24 protein-coding genes and 1 tRNA gene are annotated in these 22631 nt (G+C 67.4%); 10 read left to right on the forward strand and 15 right to left on the reverse strand.

The genetic code is table 11. The features are described 5' to 3' along the window. Nucleotides 1-66 precede the first annotated feature (66 nt). The 4 genes from CAP40_RS12645 (at nt 67) to CAP40_RS12660 (ending at nt 4220) form a co-directional block, all read left to right on the forward strand. Nucleotides 67-1398, forward strand: coding sequence for an MFS transporter (locus tag CAP40_RS12645; RefSeq protein WP_086129861.1), 1332 nt, complete (start codon nt 67-69; stop codon nt 1396-1398). After that, nucleotides 1395-2315, forward strand: coding sequence for a cysteine synthase A (gene cysK / locus CAP40_RS12650; RefSeq protein WP_086129862.1), 921 nt, complete (start codon nt 1395-1397; stop codon nt 2313-2315). Before CAP40_RS12645 ends, cysK begins: the two co-directional genes overlap by 4 nt. 73 nt (nt 2316-2388) lie before the next feature. Then, nucleotides 2389-2706, forward strand: a complete 318-nt coding sequence (locus CAP40_RS12655; RefSeq protein ID WP_144034343.1) for a hypothetical protein — start codon at nt 2389-2391, stop codon at nt 2704-2706. A 155-nt stretch (nt 2707-2861) separates the two neighbouring features. After that, nucleotides 2862-4220: a cell wall hydrolase gene (locus tag CAP40_RS12660; RefSeq protein WP_256924169.1), complete on the forward strand. Its 1359-nt coding sequence runs from the start codon at nt 2862-2864 to the stop codon at nt 4218-4220. On the opposite strand, the gene CAP40_RS12665 is transcribed toward CAP40_RS12660, so the two are convergent. Together CAP40_RS12665 and CAP40_RS12670 are read right to left on the reverse strand one after the other, a co-directional pair. Further along, nucleotides 4217-5668, reverse strand: a complete 1452-nt coding sequence (locus CAP40_RS12665; RefSeq protein ID WP_179188139.1) for a PH domain-containing protein — start codon at nt 5666-5668, stop codon at nt 4217-4219. The two genes, CAP40_RS12660 and CAP40_RS12665, sit on opposite strands and share 4 nt — an antisense overlap. Further along, nucleotides 5661-6140, reverse strand: a complete 480-nt coding sequence (locus tag CAP40_RS12670) for a PH domain-containing protein (protein WP_086129865.1) — start codon at nt 6138-6140, stop codon at nt 5661-5663. Before CAP40_RS12670 ends, CAP40_RS12665 begins: the two co-directional genes overlap by 8 nt. A gap of 417 nt (nt 6141-6557) precedes the next feature. Here CAP40_RS12670 and CAP40_RS12675 point away from each other — a divergent pair, with 417 nt between their 5' ends. After that, a complete protein-coding gene (locus tag CAP40_RS12675) occupies nt 6558-8291 on the forward strand; it encodes a hypothetical protein (RefSeq protein WP_218822145.1) in 1734 nt (577 codons plus the stop codon). 2 nt (nt 8292-8293) lie between these two features. Further along, nucleotides 8294-9598 carry an MBL fold metallo-hydrolase gene (locus tag CAP40_RS12680; RefSeq protein ID WP_086129867.1) on the forward strand — a complete coding sequence of 435 codons (1305 nt, stop codon included), beginning with the start codon at nt 8294-8296 and terminating at the stop codon, nt 9596-9598. A gap of 18 nt (nt 9599-9616) precedes the next feature. On the opposite strand, the gene CAP40_RS12685 is transcribed toward CAP40_RS12680, so the two are convergent. From CAP40_RS12685 to metG, 4 genes are read right to left on the reverse strand one after another with little or no spacing between them, the layout of a single operon-like run. Continuing rightward, entirely contained in the window at nt 9617-10261 is a 645-nt protein-coding gene (locus CAP40_RS12685) for a TIGR02281 family clan AA aspartic protease (protein WP_086129868.1), read from the reverse strand. After that, nucleotides 10258-11025: an MBL fold metallo-hydrolase gene (locus CAP40_RS12690; RefSeq protein WP_086129869.1), complete on the reverse strand. Its 768-nt coding sequence runs from the start codon at nt 11023-11025 to the stop codon at nt 10258-10260. Before CAP40_RS12690 ends, CAP40_RS12685 begins: the two co-directional genes overlap by 4 nt. Continuing rightward, on the reverse strand, nt 11022-11801 hold the full coding sequence (locus CAP40_RS12695; RefSeq protein WP_086129870.1) for a TatD family hydrolase: 780 nt from the start codon (nt 11799-11801) through the stop codon (nt 11022-11024). Before CAP40_RS12695 ends, CAP40_RS12690 begins: the two co-directional genes overlap by 4 nt. Then, the gene (gene metG / locus CAP40_RS12700; RefSeq protein WP_086130095.1) at nt 11798-13297 is read right to left on the reverse strand and encodes a methionine--tRNA ligase; all 1500 of its coding nucleotides are present in this window, start codon (nt 13295-13297) and stop codon (nt 11798-11800) included. The genes CAP40_RS12695 and metG overlap by 4 nt, the downstream gene beginning before the upstream one ends. A 67-nt stretch (nt 13298-13364) precedes the next feature. Here metG and CAP40_RS12705 point away from each other — a divergent pair, with 67 nt between their 5' ends. Further along, the gene (locus CAP40_RS12705; RefSeq protein WP_086129871.1) at nt 13365-13976 is read left to right on the forward strand and encodes a hypothetical protein; all 612 of its coding nucleotides are present in this window, start codon (nt 13365-13367) and stop codon (nt 13974-13976) included. A gap of 3 nt (nt 13977-13979) precedes the next feature. On the opposite strand, the gene CAP40_RS12710 is transcribed toward CAP40_RS12705, so the two are convergent. From CAP40_RS12710 to CAP40_RS12730, 5 genes are all read right to left on the reverse strand, one after another. Then, nucleotides 13980-14300, reverse strand: a complete 321-nt coding sequence (locus CAP40_RS12710; protein WP_086129872.1) for a hypothetical protein — start codon at nt 14298-14300, stop codon at nt 13980-13982. Between the two features lie 53 nt (nt 14301-14353). After that, on the reverse strand, nt 14354-15331 hold the full coding sequence (locus CAP40_RS12715) for an AAA family ATPase (RefSeq protein WP_086129873.1): 978 nt from the start codon (nt 15329-15331) through the stop codon (nt 14354-14356). Between the two features lie 76 nt (nt 15332-15407). After that, on the reverse strand, nt 15408-16574 hold the full coding sequence (locus CAP40_RS12720) for a D-alanyl-D-alanine carboxypeptidase family protein (protein ID WP_086129874.1): 1167 nt from the start codon (nt 16572-16574) through the stop codon (nt 15408-15410). A 17-nt stretch (nt 16575-16591) separates the two neighbouring features. Continuing rightward, on the reverse strand, nt 16592-17722 hold the full coding sequence (locus tag CAP40_RS12725; RefSeq protein ID WP_179188141.1) for an SPOR domain-containing protein: 1131 nt from the start codon (nt 17720-17722) through the stop codon (nt 16592-16594). A 58-nt stretch (nt 17723-17780) separates the two neighbouring features. Further along, the gene (locus tag CAP40_RS12730) at nt 17781-18806 is read right to left on the reverse strand and encodes a lytic transglycosylase domain-containing protein (RefSeq protein ID WP_086129876.1); all 1026 of its coding nucleotides are present in this window, start codon (nt 18804-18806) and stop codon (nt 17781-17783) included. A gap of 128 nt (nt 18807-18934) precedes the next feature. Between CAP40_RS12730 and CAP40_RS12735 the strand changes: the two genes are divergently transcribed. Continuing rightward, nucleotides 18935-19024: transfer RNA gene (locus tag CAP40_RS12735), tRNA-Ser, on the forward strand. A 121-nt stretch (nt 19025-19145) separates the two neighbouring features. On the opposite strand, the gene CAP40_RS12740 is transcribed toward CAP40_RS12735, so the two are convergent. After that, complete coding sequence (locus CAP40_RS12740; RefSeq protein ID WP_086129877.1) at nt 19146-19874, reverse strand: AraC family transcriptional regulator; 729 nt, start codon at nt 19872-19874, stop codon at nt 19146-19148. A gap of 146 nt (nt 19875-20020) precedes the next feature. Here CAP40_RS12740 and CAP40_RS12745 point away from each other — a divergent pair, with 146 nt between their 5' ends. Both CAP40_RS12745 and CAP40_RS12750 read left to right on the forward strand, forming a co-directional pair. Then, nucleotides 20021-20458, forward strand: coding sequence for an SRPBCC family protein (locus CAP40_RS12745; protein ID WP_179188143.1), 438 nt, complete (start codon nt 20021-20023; stop codon nt 20456-20458). A gap of 102 nt (nt 20459-20560) precedes the next feature. Then, nucleotides 20561-21292, forward strand: a complete 732-nt coding sequence (locus tag CAP40_RS12750) for a hypothetical protein (protein ID WP_144034344.1) — start codon at nt 20561-20563, stop codon at nt 21290-21292. Nucleotides 21293-21325: 33 nt separating this feature from the next. Here the strand turns inward: CAP40_RS12750 and CAP40_RS12755 are convergent, their stop codons facing one another. The 3 genes from CAP40_RS12755 to rpmE form a co-directional block, all read right to left on the reverse strand. Then, complete coding sequence (locus CAP40_RS12755) at nt 21326-21802, reverse strand: hypothetical protein (protein ID WP_179188145.1); 477 nt, start codon at nt 21800-21802, stop codon at nt 21326-21328. A gap of 141 nt (nt 21803-21943) precedes the next feature. Further along, complete coding sequence (locus CAP40_RS12760; RefSeq protein WP_086129880.1) at nt 21944-22270, reverse strand: PilZ domain-containing protein; 327 nt, start codon at nt 22268-22270, stop codon at nt 21944-21946. Between the two features lie 67 nt (nt 22271-22337). Next, nucleotides 22338-22568, reverse strand: a complete 231-nt coding sequence (rpmE, locus tag CAP40_RS12765; protein WP_086130097.1) for a 50S ribosomal protein L31 — start codon at nt 22566-22568, stop codon at nt 22338-22340. Nucleotides 22569-22631: the final 63 nt, after the last annotated feature.

A 22631-nucleotide genomic window follows, 5' to 3' on the forward strand; every position in this document is an offset into this window, starting at 1 on the left:
GTTCTCTTGGTCCCGTTAGCAATCCTTCGTTGCGGTTACGCCGCGGAAGCGCCTAGAGGCCCTTGCATGGCCGCCGAAGCAACGCATCCGTTCGCCGTTCCCAACTTCCGCCTTTATTTCCTCGCCCGGCTCTCGACGACGCTCGGGCAGATGGCGATGGTGATCGTGATCGGCTGGCAGGTGTACGACATCGCCCGCCGGACGATGACGGTGAAGGAAGCCGCCTTCCAGCTCGGGCTGATCGGCGTCGCCCAGTTCCTGCCGCTGCTGTTCCTCTCGCTCTTCGCCGGCTGGGTGGCGGACCGGCTCGACCGGCGCTGGATCGCCCGCGCCGCGGTGGCGCTCGAGGCGTTCTGCGCGATCAGCCTGGGCGTGCTGACCTATACGGGCACGATAAGCCTGCCCGCGCTGTTCGGCATCGCCGCGCTGCTCGGCGTGGCGCGCGCCTTTGCCAGCCCGGCGCTGAGCGCGCTCTCGCCCAATCTGGTGCCCAAGGCGATCCTGCCCACCGCGATCGCGCTGAGCTCGCTTTCCTGGCAGATCGGCACAGTGATCGGCCCGGCGATGGGCGGCTATCTCTATGCGGCTGCCGACTGGCTTTCCTATGCCGTGGCAGGCGGGCTGTTCCTCGTCTCCTTCGTGCTGCTGATGCTGATCGGCGACGTGCCGCGCAGCGCGCGCAAGTTCAGCGGCAGCCCCTGGGCGCAGATGATCGACGGGCTCCACTATGTCCGTCGCAACCGCCTGGTCCTCGGCGCGATCTCGCTCGACCTGTTCGCGGTGCTGCTCGGCGGCGCGACCGCGATGCTGCCCGTCTATGCCCGCGACATCCTCCAGGTGGGCTCGGAAGGGCTCGGCCACCTGCGCGCCGCGCCCGCGATGGGCGCCGTCGCCACGGCGGTGTTCTTCTCCTGGCGGCCGCTGAAGAGCGATGTCGGCGTGAAGATGCTGCTGGCGGTCGCCCTGTTCGGCGTGGCGACGGTGATCTTCGGCCTGTCCGCGCCGCTGCTCGTGCCGGTGCTCGGCCCGGCGGCGGTGGGGCACGACACGGCGCCGGCGGTGCTGATCGCGCTCTTCGCGCTGTTCGTGCTCGGCGCGGCCGACATGGTCTCCGTCTATGTCCGCCAGTCGCTGATCCAGCTCTACACGCCGGACGAGATGCGCGGCCGCGTCGGCGCGGTCTCCACGCTGTTCATCTCGGGCTCGAACGAGCTGGGCGAGGCCGAATCGGGTTTCCTCGCCGCGCTGATCGGTCCGGTTGCCGCAGTGGTGGGCGGCGGCATCGGCGCGATCCTTGTCACACTGGCATGGGCCAAGCTATTTCCGGAGCTCAGGCGGGCTCGCACCTTCGATCCTCCGGCCAATCTCGAGATTCCTCCCAAGGAGATGATGACATGAAGGCCAATACGATCCTCGAGACGATCGGCAACACGCCCCATATCCGCGCGGGCAAGCTGTTTCCGGACGCCGAAGTCTGGATCAAGTCCGAGCGGACCAATCCCGGCGGCTCGATCAAGGACCGAATCGCGCTGGCGATGATCGAGGCGGCGGAGAAGGACGGCAGCCTGCAGCCGGGCGGCACGATCGTCGAGCCGACCAGCGGCAATACCGGCGTGGGCCTTGCGATGGTCGCCGCGGTGAAGGGCTACAAGCTCGTCCTGGTCATGCCGGAAAGCATGAGCATCGAGCGCCGCCGCCTGATGCTCGCCTATGGCGCGACCTTCGACCTCACCCCGCGCGAGAAGGGCATGAAGGGCGCGATCGAGCGCGCGATGGAGATCGTCGAGACGACGCCCGGCGCCTGGATGCCGCAGCAGTTCGAGAATCCGGCGAACATCGACGTGCACGTGCGCACCACCGCGCAGGAGATACTGAACGACTTCGCCGATTCGCCGATCGACGTCGTCATCACCGGCGTGGGCACCGGCGGCCACATCACCGGCGTGGCCGAGACGCTCAAGAAGCGCTGGCCGAACCTCAAGGTCTATGCGGTCGAGCCCGAGCTCTCGCCGGTCATCTCGGGCGGCCAGCCGGGCCCGCACCCGATCCAGGGCATCGGCGCGGGCTTCGTGCCGCGCAACCTGCACACCGACGCGATCGACGGCGTGATCAAGGTCGATGCGGGCGTCGCCAAGGACATGGCCCGCCGCGCCGCGCGCGAGGAAGGCATGCTCGTCGGCATCTCCTCGGGCGCGACCCTGGCCGCGATTCTGCAGAAATTGCCCGATCTCCCGGAGGGGGTTCGTGTCCTGGGGTTCAATTATGATACAGGCGAGCGCTATCTGAGCGTCCCGGACTTTCTTCCCGAGAGCTGAGGCACTGGAATTAACGCCGGATTAACGCTAGGTTTCCCGAGTCGGGGAAAACGTCGTTTCCGGGGGGAACTTCGTGCGCAATGCAATGATCCTGGTGAGCATCATGCTCGCCATCTATCTGGGGTGGCCGCTCGCTTTCGGGGGGAAGCAGCGCGGGCTGGAAACACCGGCCGAGGCGCGCAGTGTGGCGGTCACCCCAGTTTCCGTATCGAAACCCGTGCGAACGGCCGCGCTGGCCGCCAGGCCGTCGGCGCCCGCGCGTCCGGAGAGCTGCTACAAGCGCTATCAGCGCGAAGTGAAGCTCTGCACGGGCGCCACCGCGGCGGCGTGCAAGCTGGGCGCCGCCGATCATTGGGACATGTGCGAGGCAACCGGCTTCTGGCCGAACTGAGCACGGGCCAAACGCACTGATCCGGGCATTGCGGCGTTCCGGCGTCGCAATGGTTCCAACTTCGCGACTTCTGCGTTATGGGCGGCGACCCCATGGCGACCGTCCCTTCCTTTCCCACCGCCGGAGCATTCTCCGTCCGCGTGCCGCCCCTATTGGTGGCATTGCTCGGCCTCGTCACGCTTGCGGCGATCGCGCTGCCCTTGTGGCTGGTCACGCATACCCCGCGCGCGGTGGTGCACAAGCCCGCGCCGGTGAAGATATCGCACCGGGTGGTGCCGAAGACCGAGCTGCCGGAAGTGGAGCCGGTCGAGCTCCAGGTCGTGACACCGGACGACGCGCGCGCCTGGAATGCATCCATTCCCTTCTCGACCCTGCCCAATCCGGCGGCCCGGCCGTTCAACATCTACGGTGCCGAGGATAGCCGGGCCCGCGCCGTCGATTGCCTCGCAGCGGCAGTCTATTACGAAGCCGGCGACGATGCGGTGGGCGAGCGGGCGGTCGCGCAGGTGATCATCAACCGCGCACGCCACCCGGCCTTCCCCAAGACGATCTGCGGCGTCGTGTTCCAGGGGTCGGAGCGCTCGACCGGCTGCCAGTTCACCTTCACCTGCGATGGCGCGATGCTGCGTTATACGCCCACCGCCACCGCCTGGGAGCGCGCGCGCTACATCGCCCGCACCGCATTGACCGGCGCGGTCTACAAGCCGGTGGGCCATGCGACGCACTATCACACCGACTGGGTCGTCCCCTATTGGAGCGCCAGCCTCGAGAAGATCACCGAGGTGAACACGCACCTCTTCTTCCGCTGGACCGGCTGGTGGGGCACGCCGCCGGCGTTCAACCGCACCTATGCGGGTATCGAGCCCAATATCGCGCTGATGGCCCGGCTGTCGCCCGGCGCCTTCCAGAGCGACCCCTCGCTCGAAGCGCTGCTGCCCGGCGCGGTCGGGACCGAGGGCGCCTTTGTCGACCCCGCATCGATCCCCCAGAGCGCGGTTCCCGCTCCGATGGCGGCCGAGGGCGGCGACTCGAACAACTTCATGCTCACCTTGCCCAAGGGGATCAACCCGGACGCGTTCGCGGCGCTGGCCATCCGTACGTGCGGCGAGCGGCCCTATTGCAAGTTCATGGCCTGGGCGGATGCGAAGCAGACTCCGGCCAAGTTGCCGCTCTCCAGCGCCCAGGTCTCTACCATGTCGTTCAGCTATCTGCGCGACGAGACGCAAGGCTTTGCCAAGGCATTGTGGAATTGCGGCCAGTTCCGCCGCCCGAGCCCGGTCCAGTGCATGCGCGCGCAGATCCCGGCCGAAGCGGCGCCCGTCGCCGTCGTGCCGCCGGTCCCCGGAGCCGCGCCCCTTGCCGCGCCCGCCCCGCTCGCCGGCGTCCGTCGCAAGACCGAGGTGGCAGCACCGTCCGCCAGCATGCCCGCAGCATCGGACAAGGGCATGGTGAACCTCACCCTGCCCGCCCCCAAGCCCTCGCCGACGCCGCGGCCGACGCCCGAACCGCGCTAATCGACTCGGGCCGCGAGCGCCCGGGCCAGCGCGAGAGCGGAATCGAGAGGAACATCGCTCACATCGGGGCGGTGCCAACCGCTCGCACCCGCCGTATCCACCGTCACCGTCGCCACGCCCAGCCGGCGTTGCAGCCAGCTGCGGCGCACGGTGAGCGTCTGGATCGACTCGATGGGCACGATCCAGTCGCGCTGCGAGAGTACGCCGCGCGTCACCTGCAGGCTGGTCTCGCGCAGCGCATAGCGATGCCCGGCCCGCTGGAAGATCGCCAGGATCACCGGCGCGGGCGCCAGCACCAGCCCCCACCATAGCGGCGACAGGAAGAAGCCGGCAACGCCCGGAACCAGCAGGATCGGCACGCCGTGGTGGATCGCGAAGCGCAGGATATGGGCCGCCGCCACCGGGCGCAGCCCCGGACGCTGGAAAGGCGGAAGCGGCGTGGCGGCGATCACCCCAGCGGCCTCCTCCACCGTGGCGAAGGGCGCCATTTCCTGGCGGCCCGCCCGATCGGCGCTGCCGCCGAGCGTCTGCACCTCGACGCTGTTCCAGCCCAGCCGGCCGCTGATCGCCCCGCGGCGGATCAGGCCCAGCTGGATGCGGCGATCGGCGACGACCACTTCGGAGCGCGTGAGCAGCCCGCGGATGCGGCGGAAACGGCCCGGTTCATGGGTGAGCGTGAAGCCATAGTCCTTCAGCAGCGTGCGCACGACGCCGGCGATCACGCACAGCAACAGGGCCATTGCCAGCACCAGGAACAGCGCGAGGATGCTGAATCGGGCGAAGGCGAAGCGCTCGGCCTCGCCGAACAGCTTTTCCCAGTCGAGCTTCAACACCCGGTCCAGCGAATGGATCGCGCCAAAGATCGCCGCGATCCAGATCATCGAGAAGCCGAACACGCCGCACAGCAGCACCCGGCCGAGCGACATGGCGAAGACGATGCGGCGCTCGGCCGGGCGCTGCTGCGCAGGTGCGTCGGCATCCGCCCGTATTTCGGCGATCGGCCGTTGGCCGCGCAACAGGGCGCGCAGGCGCTCCGCCTCGGCCATGGAGACGCTGTCGAGCCTGGCTTCCTCGGCTTCCCCGCCGCCCGTCTCGAGCTTGACCACCGCCAGCCCGAAGATGCGGGCAAAAGGGCTGCGCTCGATCGACACGTCCTGGATCCGGCCGCGCGGTATCGACCGGCGGCGGCGCTGGAGGATGCCGTGCTGGATCAGCACTTCCTCCGCGCCGATCCGGTAGGTGAAGCTCCACCAGCCCAGCCAGGTGGAAAGGATCACCGCCGCGGCAATGGCCGCGAAGGCACCCAGTGCCAGCGCCGGATGGAACTCGCGCCCCGCAAAGCCGAGGATCAGCGGCGGGATGATGACCGTGGACGGCGCACGCTTCACGAAGCGCATGATCACGGTGAGGATGTGGAGCCGCCGGGGCGCGGCGCCGGGGTCAGTCATGCTGCGCGCCGCCGATGCGCTCGCGGATCGCGTCGCGAATTTCCTCCGCGGTGGCGCGGGCGATGCCGGGCAGGATAACGACATTGGCATCGGTGCCCGCCGTATGGAGGACGAGCGTGGCGACCCCGAACAGCCGCTCCAGCACGTCCTGCGCCACGTCGATATGCTGGACGCGCAGCGTCGGGACGATCGTGTGCACCCGCGTCCACAAGCCATGCTCGACATGGAGCTCGCCGCCGGTGAAGGCGTAGCCCCAGCGTCGCCAGCGCCGCCCCGGCGCGAACCCGGCGATCCACAGGGCAACCAGCAGCACGGGCGCGAGGATCGCTCCGGGCATCGGCAGCTCCGGCACAAAGAACTCCCCCGCGACCGCCGCCGCGAGCAGGATGAGCGCAGTGCGGACGGCGCGCAGGCGAATCACGTGAAGCTGCCCGCGCTCGAGCGGCGTGAGCGGAACGATGGCCAGGGTCATGAAAAGAGTATCACCGAGTGTCTTACTTCACTCAAGCACTAGCTGTGCCGGAGCGGGGCGAAGTTTCCATGATTCGCACAAGGGGCCGGACGCCCCTTCCCCGCGACACGCCGATTGCGCCCCACCGCGGAGGCATGCCGTCGTTCCGGAGTCGAATTCCGCGCGCACCCAACGCATAATTGGATGAAATCAAAGTATAGATCGACGAATCTTCACTCATATGCGCAGCAATTTGCGATGCCTTCCATGGTTTTACAACGGCCATCACAGAAAATTCCGGAATAATTTCCGCACAATGGAAAAAACCGAAACGGATATGCTCTCCATCCGATCGACTGATCGCTCGGATACCTCGCTTGGCTTTCACGGCCGAAGCGATTATCTTGCATCATCGGGATGCCGAGGGGGAGTAGTCGCGTGTCCGAGCCGCCACCAACACGCAAGCTCACGATCATCGCCAAGGATCCGGGGCTGCGCCTCGGGCCAGGGGGCCCGATGGCGTTCGTGGAAGTCAGCGTGCCCGCGGAAATCCTGGCCAAGGGGCCGACCGGCTATCGGATCAAGGTCGTCGACTATAACGCGACAGAGCGGCGCACCTATCTGGACCAGCAGGAATATCAGGCTGGCGACGGGATGTTGGTCGATCCGTTCGCGCCTCTCCCCGGCGAGACGCGAGAGGATCCGGCGTATCAGGATCGGCTGCTCGCAGACCCGAATTTCCACGCGCAGAACGCCTATGCGATCGCGATGCGCACGCTGGGCGCCTTCGAGCGCGCTTTGGGGCGGCGGGTGAGCTGGAGTTCCGGCGGCCACCAGTTGCACATCGCGCCGCACGCCTTCGCACAGGCCAACGCCTTTTATTCCGAGCCCGACCGGGCACTGATGTTCGGCTATTTCTTCCGGCAGGACGGCCGGCCGGTCTTCACCTGCCTGAGCCACGACATCGTCGCGCACGAGACGGCGCACGCGCTGCTGGACGGCCTGCGGTCCCGCTTCAGCGAGCCTTCCGGCCCCGACCAGGCGGCATTCCACGAGGGCTTTGCCGATATCGTCGCCCTGCTGTCGATCTTCTCCCTCAAGCCGGTCGTCGCCGCTGCGATCGGGGAAGACAGCCGTTTCGTCGACGCGGATCGCACCATCCGGCTCGTCGCGGTCAGCAAGCTCACCGCCGACGCGATCCGCAAGTCGATCCTGCTCGGCGTGGCCCGCGAGGTCGGCGAGGCGCTGGAAACGGACCAGCGCGGCGCGCTTCGCCGCTCGGTCGAGCTCACGCCCGAAGCGGCCCATCTGCTCCACGGCGAAGCGGAGGAACATGCGCGCGGCGAGATCCTCGTCGCGGCGATGATGAACGCCTTTGTCGAGCTTTGGAGCGAGCGGATCGCGGAGCTCGGGCGCTTCGGGGGCGACAGCTACAATCTGGACGCGGTCGTGGAAGAAGGGGCGAAGCTCGCCGGGCACCTGCTCAACATGGCGATCCGCGCGCTCGACTATTGCCCGCCGACCGATCTCGATTTCGGCCAGTATCTCAGCGCGCTGCTCACCGCCGACCGCGAGCTCGTCCCCGAGGACGAATGGGGATATCGCGCGGTGATCCGCACCATGTTCGAGCGATATGGCATCCGCCCGCAAGGCGCCGCCTGCGATGCCGAGGGATGCTGGCAGCGCTATCCCGCCGACGGCACGCTGACCTATGCCCGATCGAACTATCAGGCGATGACGCGAAGCCGCGACGAGCTGTTCCGCTTCCTCTGGGAGAATCGCGATACGCTCGGCCTCAGTCCGCGCGCCTATTCCGAAGTGATTTCGATCGACCCGGCAAGCCGGATCGGCCCCGACGGCATCGCCCTGCACGAAACGGTCTGCCAATATGTGCAGCGCGCCGATCTGTTCGGCGCCGAATTCAAGGCCGTGCTCGGCACCGAGCGCCCGGAGGGCATGCGGAGCAGCGACCGCTACACCGCCTATGGCGGCGGCGTGGTGATCCTCGATCAATATGGCCGAGTGAAATATCATATCGCCAATCGGCTGGAAGACGCCGAACGCCAGCTGGCACGCGCGCAATATATGGTCGATACCGGGCAGATCGGCGCGCCGGCAGCGCCCGACCGGCTCCGCTTCGCGGCCCTTCACCAGCAACGCATGGGGGCCTGAACATGCCAGCCGCTCCGGAAACCGCGACGATCTATGCCTATCAGGTCGGCTTTGGCGACTGCATCCTGGTGCGCTTCACCTATCCCGGCGGCGCGCTGCGCCACATGCTGATCGACTTCGGCACGACCGGCTTGCCCGAGCATGCCGAGAAGACGCAGATGCTCCAGGTCGCCCAGGACATCCAGGCGAAGGTGCGCGAGGGCGATCCCGAACGGCGCCTCGACGTGCTCGTCGCCACGCATCGCCATGCCGACCATATCAGCGGTTTCGCGACCAGGGACGGCGCGGGATCGGGCGACGTGATCCGCGCGCTCGATCCGCGCTTCATCGTGCAGCCCTGGACCGAGGCCCCCGAAGCGCCCGTCGATTGGGAAGGGCCCGACGCCAGCGTCACCGGACAGGCATTGCGGCAGCGCCGTGCGTCGCTCCAGGCGATGGAGGATGCCGCCGGCGCGCTGGTGGCCTTTGCCGACGCCCAGGCCGGGCAGCTTCCCAAGGCGCTGGCCGAGCAGCTCCGCTTCATCGGGCAGGACAATCTCTCGAACCGATCGGCGATCGACAATCTGCGGACGATGCCCGGCGAGAAGCGCTATGCCTATCATGGCTGCGACCTGGGGCTCGCCGCAGTGCTTCCGGGCATGGACGTGCATGTCCTCGGCCCACCCACGCTACGGCAGACCGACACGATCCGTAAGCAACGTTCGAGCGATCCCGACGAGTTCTGGCAACTCGCCCCGAAGCGCCTCGACGACGCGCTGGCGATCGGCGAAGAGGGCAACCTCCTCTTCCCGAACGCCCGGCATCGGCTGCGCTCGAAACCCCTGCTCGAGCATCGCTGGCTCCAGGATCGGATCGACGCCGCCAATACGGAGATGCTGGTCGGGCTGGTGCGCGCGCTCGATGCGCAGATGAACAACACCAGCGTCATCCTGCTGCTCAAGGCGGGCTCGAAGACCCTGTTGTTCCCCGGCGATGCGCAGATCGAGAACTGGGCCTATGCGCTGCAATCGGACATGGCATCGCTGCTCGACGACGTCGATCTCTACAAGGTCGGCCATCACGGCAGCCGCAACGCGACGCCACGCAGCATGTGGCGGCGCTTCACCAAAAAATCGGACCGGAGCGGGCCTGGCCGCCTGACCTCGGTGCTGTCGACCAAGCACGGCAAGCATGGCAGCGAGGACCGCAAGACCGAAGTGCCGCGCCGGACGCTGGTTACCGAGCTCGATGCGCAGTCGAATCTCTACTCGACCGAAGCGCTCGAGCCCGAGGCGCTCTATCAGGAAGTCGTGCTGGACCTGCGCTGACCGGCTCGGCAACGCCGCCTATTCGCGCGCCTGCGATCGCCGCGCAGGCTCCTCCCCTCCAGTGCTTTTGCGGGGCTCGAGGATCAGGGTGCGATCCTCGACGCGCCAGGACTTGAGGCGCGACAGAAAGTTCATGCCCAGCACGTCGAGATCGCCGAAGCTGTCGCCCACGACCAGGGGCAAGTCGCGCGTCGATAGCGGCCCGATCGCGACATTGTCGGCCCGCGCCGGCTGCGCCTGGACCGTGCCATTGGCGGTTTCGATCAGCATCGGCGGCGCCAGCGCGGGCTTCACCTCGGCCGCCTCGGCGGTGTCGCGCGAAATGGCGGTGATCGTCGCGCCGCTGTCGACCAGCATGCGCCGCTCGACGCCATTGATCTGGACGCGTGCCCAGAAATGCCCGTCCGGGCTCATCTTGATCCGTACCGTCTCGCCCTGAACCACCTGCTGCTCATAGCCGAGCTTCTCCGAGGCGCGCGCCAGCAGCCCGCCCAGTTCCTGGCGATGATACATCACGATCACCGCGGTCACGCCGATGATCGCCCAGAGCACGAGGGTCTGCAGGAGGCCGCGCAAGGTGACGCGGTGGGACGACAAGGCCTTCAGCGCCAGCATCAGCGCGCCGAGCAACAGCAGCAGCTGGATGATGCGGTCGTCACTCATATCGCAACCTCCATGCCGTCAAAGCCTGGCTCGACTCCGGCGGGCAGCGTTGCCGCGAGCGTCGCATAGTCCATCGAATTGTCCATATGCGCGAGCAGGGCGCGCCGCGGCGCCAGTTCCCGCACCCAGCCCAGCACGGCATCCAGATGCGCGTGCGTCGGGTGCGGCGCCCGGCGGAGGCAATCGACCACCCAGAGATCCAGATCCTGATACAAGTTACGCATATCTTGCGTCATCTCATTGAAATCTATGGCATATGCCAGAGACTTACCCTCACTCTCGAAGCGCAGCCCCGCGGAGCTTATCCCTCCGTGCGGCTGATCCACGACGCGGATATGGATATCGCCGATCATGATTGCATCGGGCAGCGGCGCGATCGCCACGGTCGGCCGGTAGAGCTTGCTGCCTCTAAAGGCATAGGCGAAGCGCTTCTCCAGCTGCTCCAGCGTGAAGGGCCGGGCAAGGCCGCGCACGGGCTCCCCGTGCCGCGCGTGCATGATCTGGCGGAGGTCGTCGATGCCGTGGCAATGGTCGGCATGATCGTGCGTCCAGATCACCGCATCGAGATCGGCGATTCCCGCCGCCAGCGCCTGTTCGCGAAAGTCCGGGCTGGTGTCGATCAGCACCCGCGTCGTCTCGGTCCACACCAGCGCCGAGGCGCGAGTGCGCCGGTTCCGCGGTTCGGCGGGGTCACAGGCTCCCCAGTCGTTCCCGATCCGCGGCACGCCGGACGAAGTGCCCGAGCCGAGGATGCGCAGCTTCATGCCAGCGTCTTGGCGAACAGCTTGTGGAAGTTCGCGCGGGTCGCCTCGGCCAGCGCATCAGGATCCTCGCCGCGCAGATTGGCGAGGAAGCGGCAGGTGTCGGCGACGAAGGCCGGCTCCCCCGTCTTCCCCCGGTGCGGCACCGGGGCGAGGAAGGGCGCATCGGTCTCGATCAGCACGCGGTCGAGCGGCAGCCGTGCCGCAGTCGCCTGCAGATCGTGCGCGTTCTTGAACGTTACGATGCCGGAGATCGAGATGTAGAAGCCGAGCTCGAGCGCGATCTCGGCGAATGCCCCGCTCGCGGTGAAGCAGTGGATCACGCCGGGGAATGCCCCCTTCGCCATCTCGTCGCGGAGGATCTCGGCGGTGTCCGCCTCGGCGTCGCGCGTATGGACGATCAGCGGCAGCTGGGTCTCGCGGCATGCGGCGATGTGCGCACGGAAGCTCGCCCTCTGGCGATCACGGTCGCTATGGTCGTAATAATAGTCGAGCCCAGTCTCGCCGATGCCGACGACGCGCGGGTGACGCGCCTTGTCGACCAGCCGGGCGGCATCGATGTCCGGATGCTCGTCCGCCTCGTGCGGATGGATGCCGACCGAGGCCCAGACGTCAGGCTCGCGCTCGGCGACGCCGATCACTTCGTCCCATTCGCGCTCGCGGGTCGAGATGTTGAGCATCGCGACCACGCCCGCCGCCCGGGCACGCGCCAGCACTTCGGGCTGCTGCTCGCCCAGGCCCTTGTAGATCAGGTGGCAATGGCTGTCGGCGAGGTTCACGCGTCTTCCTTCAGCTCCAGCCGCGGGAAGATGGGGGTCGGCGGCGCGATGCGGAAGTCCCGATCGCCCTCCGGACCCAGCTGCGCGAGCAGTTTCGCCGCAGAGCCCGGCACCACCGGCGCAATCGTGACGGCAAGACGCCGGATCGCGCGCAGCAGCGTGCCGAGCACGGCGTGCATCCGCTCGGGATCGGTCTTGCGCAGCCCCCAGGGCGCCTGTGCGTCGATATACTGGTTGCAGGCGAACACGCCGGCCATCCACAGTTCGACGCCCTGGCTGAGCGCGAGATCCTCGAAGGCACGGGTGAAGCCGGCACAGGCGGTATCGACCTCGGCGAGCAGCACCGCATCGGCTTCCTCGGCCCGCCCGGCCTCGACGTGCCCCTCGCAATTCTTGGCGATGAAGGCGAGCGTCCGCTGGGCGAGGTTGCCGAAGCTGTTCGACAGATCGGCATTGGCGCGGGTGACGATCGCCTCGTCGCTGAACGTGCCGTCATTGCCGAAGCTCACGTCGCGCAGCAGGAAATAGCGCAGCGCGTCGACGCCGTAATATTCGGCCAGCGCCATCGGATCGACGACATTGCCGACCGACTTGGACATCTTTTCCCCGCGATTGAGCAGGAAGCCATGCCCGAACACCTGCTTCGGGAGCGCGATCTTCGCCGACATCAGGAAAGCCGGCCAATAGACGGTGTGGAAGCGGACGATGTCCTTGCCGATCAGGTGGATGTCCGCCGGCCAGTAGCGCGCCAGCCGCTCCGCGTCGTCGGGATAGCCTGCGCCAGTGAGATAGTTGGTCAGCGCATCCACCCAGACATACATGACATGCCCAGGCGAACCCGGCACCGGCACGCCCCAGTCGAAGCTGGTGCGCGAGACCGACAGGTCCGCCAGCCCGCCCTCGACGAAGCGCAGGATCTCGTTGCGGCGCGATTCCGGGCGGATGAAGTCCGGGTTGGCGGCATAGAGATCGAGCAGCGGCTGCTGGTATCTGGACAGGCGGAAGAACCAGGTCTCCTCCGCCGTCCACTCCACCGGCGTGCCCTGGGGGGAGAGCTTCACGCCGCCTTCCCCCTCGACCAGTTCCTTCTCCTCGTAGAACGCCTCGTCGCGCACCGAATACCAGCCCTCGTAGCGATCGAGATACAGGTCGCCGGCATCGGCCATCGCCTGCCAGATCGCCTGGCTGGCCTTGTAGTGATCGGCCTCCGAAGTGCGGATGAAACGGTCGCACGAGATATCAAGTTTCTCCGCCATTTCACTGAAATAGCTGGACATCTCGTCTGCAAGATCGCGCGCGGTCATGTCGCGTTCGCGCGCCGTCTTCACCATCTTGAGGCCATGCTCGTCGGTGCCGGTCTGGAAGAAGACGTCGCGGCCATGCGCGCGCTGGAACCGGGCGATCGCGTCGGCGGCGATCATCTCATAGGCATGCCCGATATGCGGACGGCCATTGGGATAGTGGATCGCGGTGGTGATGTAGAAAGGCTCGGCCATCCGGCGCATCTAGAGGCTGGGCGCGGCACATGCTAGTCTCGGTTGCACCATGCGGCGGAGGAAACCGATGCGGATCCCGGCACTCGCGGCACTGCTGATCGCCACGCCGGCAATGGCGCAACAGGCCTCACCGGAGATCGGCGCCCAGCTCGCAAAGGGCGAAGAAGTCGAGAGCGTCACCCAAGGCGACCTGAACGGCGACGGCGAGCCCGACACGGTCCTGATCGGCCGCGGCGAGGAAACGCGGACGGCGAAGGCGATGCTGCGCACCGGCGGCAGGCTCGTCACGGTCGGAACGCTCAAGCTCGATGCCTATCCGCTCGGCGCCGCCGATGTGAGCATCGCCAAGGGCGTGCTCAAGATCACCGACCTGGTCGGCGGCACCACCGCGGTGAACACCGTCTATCGCTATCGGCTGGCGCCGGGCCCGCGCCCCCGCATGCGGCTGATCGGCCTGGATGCCACGCTCTACAGCCGTACCTATGCGCATGACGGCCATGAGATCAGCTGGAACCTGCTCACCGGCGACACCGTCACCCGCGACATGAAGCTCAGCAAGAAGGGCGGCGATGCCGCCTACGACCCGATCCTCGAGAAGAAGGGCAAGAAGCCGAGCAAGCCGCTCTACATGGAAGACACGCCCGACCCCAATGAACTGCTGGGCTGGGGCGGCGGCTAGGGCTCAGCCGAACAGCTTTTCCGTCGGCACAGGCGAGTCGCCGATCGCGACGCCGGTCTTGCGTTCGTGCACCTTGCGCACGGCCTCGGCGATCTCCTTGTCGATCGCCTCCTTCTGTCGGGCCGGCAGCTTCTTGTAATCCTCTTCGGAAAGGTCGTGCTTCTTCAGCACGGCGTCGCGGGCGCGCTGCTCGGGCGTCTCGCTCGCGGCCTTCTTGAATGCTTCCAGGATCGCGTCGAAACTGGTGCTGCTCGATCCGTTGGTGGTGGCCGCCGCCGCGGCCGTGGTGCCGCCGATGCCCGAAATGCCGGTGATCGCGCTCATGGAAGTCCCCTTCTGCTCAAGGGGCGAGATAGCCCGCCTTGCCTAAGGCAGCGTTAAATACGCCCCAGCCGCGCAAGGATGCCGCCCATCTCGAACACGGTGGCAGACGCATCGAGCGAGAGGCCGGCCGCGGCACCGCTCAGTTCGCGCGCGGCGGCATAGGCATCGAGCGCCGTGCGCAGGGCATCCCCGGAAAGGGATTTCGCCCGCTCGGCAATGAAGCTCGGCGCGCGTTCGAGAAACGCTTCGTACCGCGCCTGCGCGGCCTTGGCGCCGAGCAGCTTGGCGAGTCGCGCGCGGATGAGATTGGATGGATCCCCGGTATCGGCGAGCGCCGCCATCTCGCTCTCGATCGATGCGATGTCGAGCCCGGCAAAGCCCAGCGCCCTGCCCGGCGAGCCTTCCCCTGCCTTGACCAGCGCCGCGATCTCGCCGGTCGTGGCATCGGGCAACTGGTCGCGCAGGATCGCCGCCACGTCCCCGTCGCTCAGCGCCTCGAAGCGCAACAGCCGGCAACGCGAGCGGATCGTCGGCAGCAGCCGGCCCGGCGCATGGCTCACCAGCAGGAAGATCGTTCCCGCCGGCGGCTCCTCCAGGTTCTTGAGCAGCGCATTGGCGCCGCCGCGCTCGAGATCGTCGATCGCGTCGATCACGATCACCCGGCGCGGCGAGAAGCTGGGCTTGGTCGCGAACAGCGCCTGGAGCGAGCGGACCTGCGCGATCGTGATCGAGCGGGCCAGCGCTTCGTCGGGCTTGTCCGGATCCTTGGGCAGGCGGACGAGCTCGCGATAGTCCGGGTGCGCGCCCGCCGCGATCAGGTGGGCGGCCTGGCTCTCGGGCGGCACCGCCCAGCCGGGGGCGAGCTGGTCGCGCCCCGCAGCCTCCGCGAGCATGCGCAGCGCCGCCGCCCGTGCGAACATGCCCTTCCCCACCCCCTCCGGCCCGGCGATCAGCCAGGCATGATGAAGGTTGCCGTTCCGCATCGCGGCGGCCAGCGCCTCATGGGCGGATTCGTTGCCGATCAGGGGCATCAGAACCATTCAGACCTTATCGTCGCCCCGTCCGCCGGAGGGACGACGGAAAGGGAGGCCGGACCCGCTGCCGCGATCACATCCCGAACAGCGACCAGAACCCGCGCCAGGCGCGGCCGAAGAAGCCCGCCTCGCCCACATCCTTCTCCGCCACCAGCGGCACGGTCTGCGACGGCAGGCCGGGCGAATCGACCACCAGGTCGGCGATGTGATCGCCCGCCTTGAAGCCGGCCTGGACCGGGCCGTTATAGACGATGCGCGCCTGCATCTCGGGCGCGGTGCCGGCGGGCACCGTGGCGGTCAGGTCACGCGGGGCGACCACGCCGACGCTGCCCGAAGTGCCGCCCTGCACCTGCACCTCGCCCACCTTGCGGCCCTTCTTGACCAGCGGGCGGGCCTGCCAGGCGCGGAAGCCCCAGTTCATGAACTTCACCGATTCGTCGGCCCGGCCGTTATAGGTGGTGAGCCCGGCCACCACCATCACCAGGCGGCGGCCATTCTGCTCGGCCGAGCCGGTGAAGCCGTAACCGGCCTCGTCGGTATGGCCGGTCTTGAGGCCATCGGCGCCCTGCACCTTGCCGAGCAGCGGATCGCGGTTCGCCTGGGTGATGTCGGCGCCGGCGCCCAGAGTCTTGCCCCAGGTGAAGCTCGTGAGCGAATAGAACTGCTTGTAGAGATCCGGGTGATCCTGGATCGTCGCCTTGGCGAGATGCGCCAGGTCGCGCGCGGTGACATAGGTCACGCCATTGTCGGGCCAGCCGTTCGACGTGCCGAAATGGCTGTTGGTGAGGCCCAGGCGCTTGCCCGCCTCGTTCATCCGCTGGACAAAGGCTTCCTCGGTTCCGGAAATGCCTTCCGCGAGCACGACACAGGCATCGTTGCCCGACAGGGTGACGATGCCCTTCAGCAGGTCGGAGACGGTCGGCTTCTGGCCGACGCTCAGGAACATGGTCGAGCCCTGGCTATGCCATTTCTTCCAGGTCTCGGGCGTCACTTCGATCTGCTTGTCGAGCTTCAGTTCGCCCTTCTTGATCAGGTCGAAGGCGACATAGACGGTCATCATCTTCGCCATCGAGGCCGGCGGGATCCGCCGGTCCGCATCCTTGGCATAGAGTACCGCGCCGGAGGACATGTCCTCCATGTACGCGATCGGCGCCGGCGTATCGAACGGCGGCGGGCCTGCTGCATTCGTGGACTGGGCGGCGGCAAGCGCCAGGAACGATGCGGCAAGCAACTTCTTCATGTGATTCGTCCGGCCTTTCAGTTGGCTTGGACGCGCGCATCTCCATAGCCCGCGCCCGCGGCGCGCCGCCGTGCCGCTTCGGCCTCACCCGCCGTGGCGAAGGGACCGAGCTGGACGCGATGGAGCCCGCCACCCGGCTTTACGAAGCCTCCTAGGCTTTGGGCAAGCGCCTGTGCACGACTGGCGTTAGAAAGTGCGGCGACCTGCACGATATATTTGCCGGCGGCGGCAAGGCGCGTGGCGGGCGGAGCCGCGCGTACGGACGCCGGCCGCGGCGCAACGGTGGCGCGCGGCGGGCTATAGGCCGGTGCGGCGGCACTCGGAACGCGCGGAACCGCACCGGCAAAGCCGGAGGCACCAGGAAGCCGCTTGCGCAGCGCGGTGAGCAACACCGGAGGCGCGTCGGCACGGTCGGCGGCCGGCCGGCCGGCCTGGAGCGCGGCCTTGTCCATCGCCGGCGGGTTCACCATGCGGACCCGCACACCGATCGAGTCGCCGTTCGCGCCGAGCAGCCGCGCGGCGCCCGCCGACAGATCGATGGGGTGCTCGGTGCCGGGGTCGGTGCCGGTGACCAGCACCAGGATCGTCCTTCCGGTGTCGAGCGAAGTGACTTCGACATAGGAATTGGCCGGCAGCGAGCGATGCACCGCCACCACGGACTGGTCCATCGCGCCGCCGCCGCTCACCGGGCGGACGCCGGCATAGCCGATCTCGTCGTAGCGCGGCGTCTCGCCGGGAGCCGGCTGGGACGATCCGCTGGGGCCCGCCGCGCCGGCGGCGGGGTCGGTGAAGCCGTCGGGCATCACCGTCGCGACCTGCGGGGGTGCCTGGCGGGGCCGGGGCTGCTCCTGCCGCGGCGCGGGAGTGGCCTGCGCCTTGCGGGTCGGCGTGCTGCCGGGAACGGCATAGGAAGCGCCGGGCGCGGCCGACTGTGCCGCTACAGGCGCGGGATCTGCCCATTGCGGCCGGGGCTCGGGCTCGGGTGGCGTCGCCACCGGCTCGGGCGCCGGCGGATATTGCGGCTGCACGCGCGCCGGGCGCGTCCGGATCGTGCCGTCGGCAGCCCGCCACGTCTCGGCGGACGCGTCGTCCGGCTGGGACTGCGGCCCGCCATAGGCCTGCGCCCCGACGGAGCCCTGCCGCTGCAAGGGTTGGGCATGGCTCGGGGCTCCCCCGCAAAGGGCCAGGAGCGAGAGCGCGAAGATGCTAGCGTTCGACCTCATCGGCGAGCAGGCCTACCGACAAAGCGTAAAAATTCGAGCAATTATAGTCGAGGATCACGCGATAATTGCCGGTGAGCAGATAGCCGGTCTTGCCGGGCCCGTCGGGCTCGAGCAGCGTCGCCTGGACATTGTCGCCCGGCCAGGCGCGGGTCTGCGGCACCAGGCCGAGCGCCCGCCACTCCGCCATCGTCTTCCAGCGGCTGTGCCGCTCGAACACGCGCGGGCAGCGCGGCGACCTGGTCTTGCTGGCCAGCGCGACACGGTTCAGATTGGCGGGCACGCTCACCGCGAAGCCCCAGGGCTGGCCCTTGCGCCAGCCGGCGTTGACGAAATAATTGGCGATCGAGGCCAGCGTGTCGGGCTCGCTCGTCCAGATATCGGCCATGCCGTCGCCGTCGCCGTCCCTGGCGAGGCGGAGATAGACCGAAGGCAGGAACTGCGGCCCGCCGAACGCCCCCGCCCAGCTGCCGACCAGCTTCTCGCGCGGCACGCCGCGATCGATCATCTTGAGCGTGGCGATGAACTCGCCGGCGAACAGCTCGCGGCGGCGCCCCTCATAGGCAAGGCTGGCGAGCGCGCGGGGCAGGTCGAAATTGCCCATCACCCGGCCGTAATTGGTCTCGTGCCCCCAGATCGCGACCATGATCGATTCGGGCACGCCGGTCTCGGCCTCGATCCGCCGCAACCGCGGGCGCTGGCGCTGATAGGCGGCGCGCCCCTGGCTGATCCGCGCGGCATCGACATGCGCCCGGCGATAGGGTTCGAAATTGGAGATGGGCGCGTTGGGCGCGGTCTCCGGCTGCTGCCGGTCCAGCTGCACCACGCGCGCATTATAGGTGAGCGTCGGGATCACCGAATCGATCGTCCGCCGGCTGACCCCTTCGGCCGCCGCCTGGCGCGAAAGCTCGCCCAGATAGGTTTGGAATCCGCTCTCGTCCTGCGCGATCGCGGGAGCACCCACCGGCGCCGCCGCGATCACGGCCACGCCAAGCGCCAACAGGCTACGCATTACGCCACTCGATCCCCGCATGCGCTTTTTGTGCCACAGGGCAGCCAGATGCAGAACCCCCCGCCATCCGCTTTCGTCAACAAATTGTAGCGGATCGTCGCGGATCGCATTAGCGCAGGCATCGACGCGGAGAGGTGGCCGAGTGGTTTAAGGCAGCGGTCTTGAAAACCGCCGTGCGCGGAAGCGTACCGTGGGTTCGAATCCCACCCTCTCCGCCAGTTTTTGCTTCAGGGCCCCGCACTGGCTTGGGGCGGCCGTTCGGCCTTGCAAGCCCGGACGGGTTCGAACCGTCTCCGCTTCGCTCCGCCACTTGCCGCCGCCATGCGGTGGAGGACAGGTTTAGCGTCCCGTCTTCTTGAGGAACCTGTCGGGTGGAAGGCCAACGGCCTGCTTGAACTGGTTCGTCATATGCGCCTGGTCGCTATAGCCGAGCTGCTGGGCGATCTCGGCCCATCCACCTTCATCCTTCCCCATGCGCATCGCGGACAGGGCACGTATCTGCCGCCTGATCCAGACCAGGCTGACGCCCACCGAGTCATGGAACAATGCCTCCAACGTGCGAACGTTCAGCCCACATGCGCTGGCGATGGCGGAAATCGGGAGTTCCGGCTGCCCCCAGCACGTCTCGAGGATCCGCTCCACCAAATCAGTCCTCGGCGCGCGATGAGTCGGCAGCTTCGCGATCGCTTCGAACAACTTTGTCGCGACGATGCCGAAATCGCTCCCCGACATGCATGATCGCGCCCATGCAGGATCCAGCGACAGGTGCACGGAATCCGCCGGCATCTCCAAATTCCTTATCCTGGCGACCGGATGCAGGGAAAAGGGGTGAAATCCGCCCGGCTTGAAGCGGAGCCCCGCAATACGGCCCGAGCCGGCCAGCACATGGCGTTGGCGCGCCGTTTTCACCCCCGCCACGAAGGCGCCTTCGCCCGTCAGCACCAAGTTGACGCAAGGCATGGCGACAATGTCCAGCGGCAGCGAGGTTTCCGGCGGGACGTTCCATTCGACGATCCAGAGATGATCCAGATAGGGCCGCAACGACAATGGCGGTGAAAAGCGTTCCATCCGCAACGATCGCGGCCCGGAGGCTGGCTGCAATATCCCCTCATCCGTCGGGAACAGCGGCTCGGTTCGATCTGCGGAAATCTTCAATACGCACCCCGGTGTTCGGCTTAACGGCGAATGGGCAGCCCGATCAGGAGAAGCAGCTGATGCAATCGGTTTTCGAGATTGAAACGTCGCGGTCCATTCCCGTGTCGCCGGAAGCGGCCTGGCGCGCGCTCGTCGACCCCGAACAGATTCGGCAATACATGTTCGGAGCGCAGGTAGAAAGCTCGGGCGTCGTCGGCGGCCCCATTTCCTATCGCTACGAATGGGAAGGCAAAGTGTTCTTCGATCGCGGGACGATCACCACATTGGATCCGCCCCGCATGCTCGCCATGACCGTGGCGCGGGAGAGCGACTCCGGGGAACCCGTGCCGGGCGGCCGCAACACGCTCGCATTCGAAGTTCGGCCCACACCCGACGGATGCCGTGTTCTCGTTCGGCAAGGCAACAATCCGAACCAGGAACTGGCCGACAGATCGAAGCAGAACTGGGATATCGTCCTGGGGCAGCTCGAGCGTTTCCTGACATCTACGCCCGAATAGCGAGCCGGAGGGTTGTGGCGTGAATCAGCGGCCTCTAACGTCGATATAGTGCCCATCATCGCCGGGCACGGGCCAGGGGACATGGGCCAGGGGGATATGAGCATGTACACACGCTGGCTCGCAACGATCGCCGCCATCGCCCTGCTCGCGCCGGGCGCCGCCCTTGCCGGCCCCTGCGAGGACAAGGCCGCCTGGGCCGCCGCGGCCCAGCCCGAGATCGAGAAGGCCTTCGCGCTGATGAAGGCGCAGGACAAGCCCGGCTTCGCGGCCCTGCTCCCGACCCTGCAGAAGCGCTATGCGCCCCTCCCCGCAGCCATGCCAGCGCCCGAGCGCTGCGGCGATGAAGTGCGCGTCTATGACGAGCACCAGTATCTCGCCTATGCCGACGCCGCCAAAGCCGGCCGCGCGATCGACGGCTTCCCGGCCGGTTCCAATTTCGTGCTGACCAACCTCCATTATGCCGAGCTCGCCTATGCCGTCGGCTGGATCCAGTACGAGATGGAGGATTATGCCGCCGCCAAGGCCAGCTACGCCAAGGGGCTGGCGATCGCGCCGAACCAGCACGACCTGGCCAAGGAATATGTCGCGACGCTGCTCAGCCTCTCCGCCTATGGCGAGATGGCGCCGTTCATCGACAAATTCCTTGCCGGCGACCGCGACATGGACGGCCCGGGCCGCGCCAATCTGATCGCGGCGAAGGGCATCGGCTTCATCGCGCTGGGCGACATGCCGAGCGCCGCCAATGCCGCGAACCAGGCCAAGGCGCTCGATCCGAACAACGAATATGCCGGCCTGGTGCTCAATCTCGTCGCGCAGAAGCAGAAGGCCAACTGAGCGCCCGGCCGCTGGGCCGAGGCGCGCCGGGCGTCAGTTCCCCGGCATCACCTGCCATATGGCGGAGGCAACCCCGCCGCCGCCCACGCTGAGCGGCGCGCTGCCTTCCTCGCCATCGATGCGCAACACCAGCATCGTGCTGAACGCGGAGCGGCGGAAGCGCGGTTTCCTGTAGTCGGAAAGTATGTCGTACACCGCCCAGCTGCCGCCCCGCGCGCTGGTCGCATCTGCACCGGTATCCAATGCCGCGAGATGCCGAAGCGGCCGGGCGCGCAATTCGGCGATCGAGAAATCGGTGGTGAGCCGGATCGGCTCCTGCGGCAGAGACGTGATAGGCAGCGTGCGAATCTCGCCACCCTCCAGTCCGCGATAGGCGATCGGCATGAAGGTCGTGGGCCGCGGGCGGACCAGCTTCCGGCCGGGGACCGTGCGCGCGACGCCATCGGCAGCGAGCAAAGCCCTGAGATTGGGGACGATCGGCAGGTCCTTCTCGCCCGCCATAGCCGTCATGGGCGCGGCACACGCCGCCGCGCAAAGCAGCAGACCCTTTATCATCACCAGTTTCCCCAGCAGGTGAATTCGGGCGAGGATGTCCTATCTTGCGGTCGAACGCAATCGCACCGCGCCGCCTTTCGGCGCACGATGCCGTCGCTACGTCGTAAGTGTCTCGAAAGCTTCGGGAGTCAGCGCGGTCTGAAATTCGAGGCCGGCCTCGAAATCATTGGACCAGACGACGCGTGCCGCGACGTGCCCGATCCCCGGCAGCGCCAGCCAGATCATCGAACTGGCCTTGATCAGCGAATAGGTCTGGATGCGGGCGCCGTGCAGCGACACGTCGACCACCTTGCACAGCGCGCGATCGAGGCCGCCCCGGCCGATCTTCGCGTCGAGCGACACGGGCGCGCGCATCGAACGCCGCCGGCCAAGCTCCTCGGCCGGTTCGAATTCCGCTGCGAATGCTCGTGCTGCGCTTGCCATGACAGGCAAGCTAGCCCTGGCTGGCTAACGGCGCGTTAACGTCGTAACGCGCCGAAAGCCCAGGGAATTACTTCTTGCCGAGGTTGAGGCCGCCAAAGCGCTTGTTGAAGCGCGCGACCTGACCACCCTGATCGAGAAGACGCTGCGAACCACCGGTCCAGGCCGGATGCGCCAGCGGATCGATGTCGAGGGTCATCGTGTCGCCTTCCTTGCCCCAGGTGGAGCGGGTCTCGTACACGGTGCCGTCGGTCATCTGCACCTTGATCATGTGATAGTCGGGGTGAGTGTCTTTCTTCACGTCGAATTCCTTGGAAAGCCGCCGGTTTCCGACCGGCAGCGGAGGCGCGCGCCTAGCAGAGAG

Origin of the sequence: Sphingomonas sp. IBVSS2, assembly GCF_002127225.1 — a bacterium.
In the GTDB taxonomy this organism is placed as follows: Bacteria; Pseudomonadota; Alphaproteobacteria; order Sphingomonadales; family Sphingomonadaceae; genus Sphingomonas.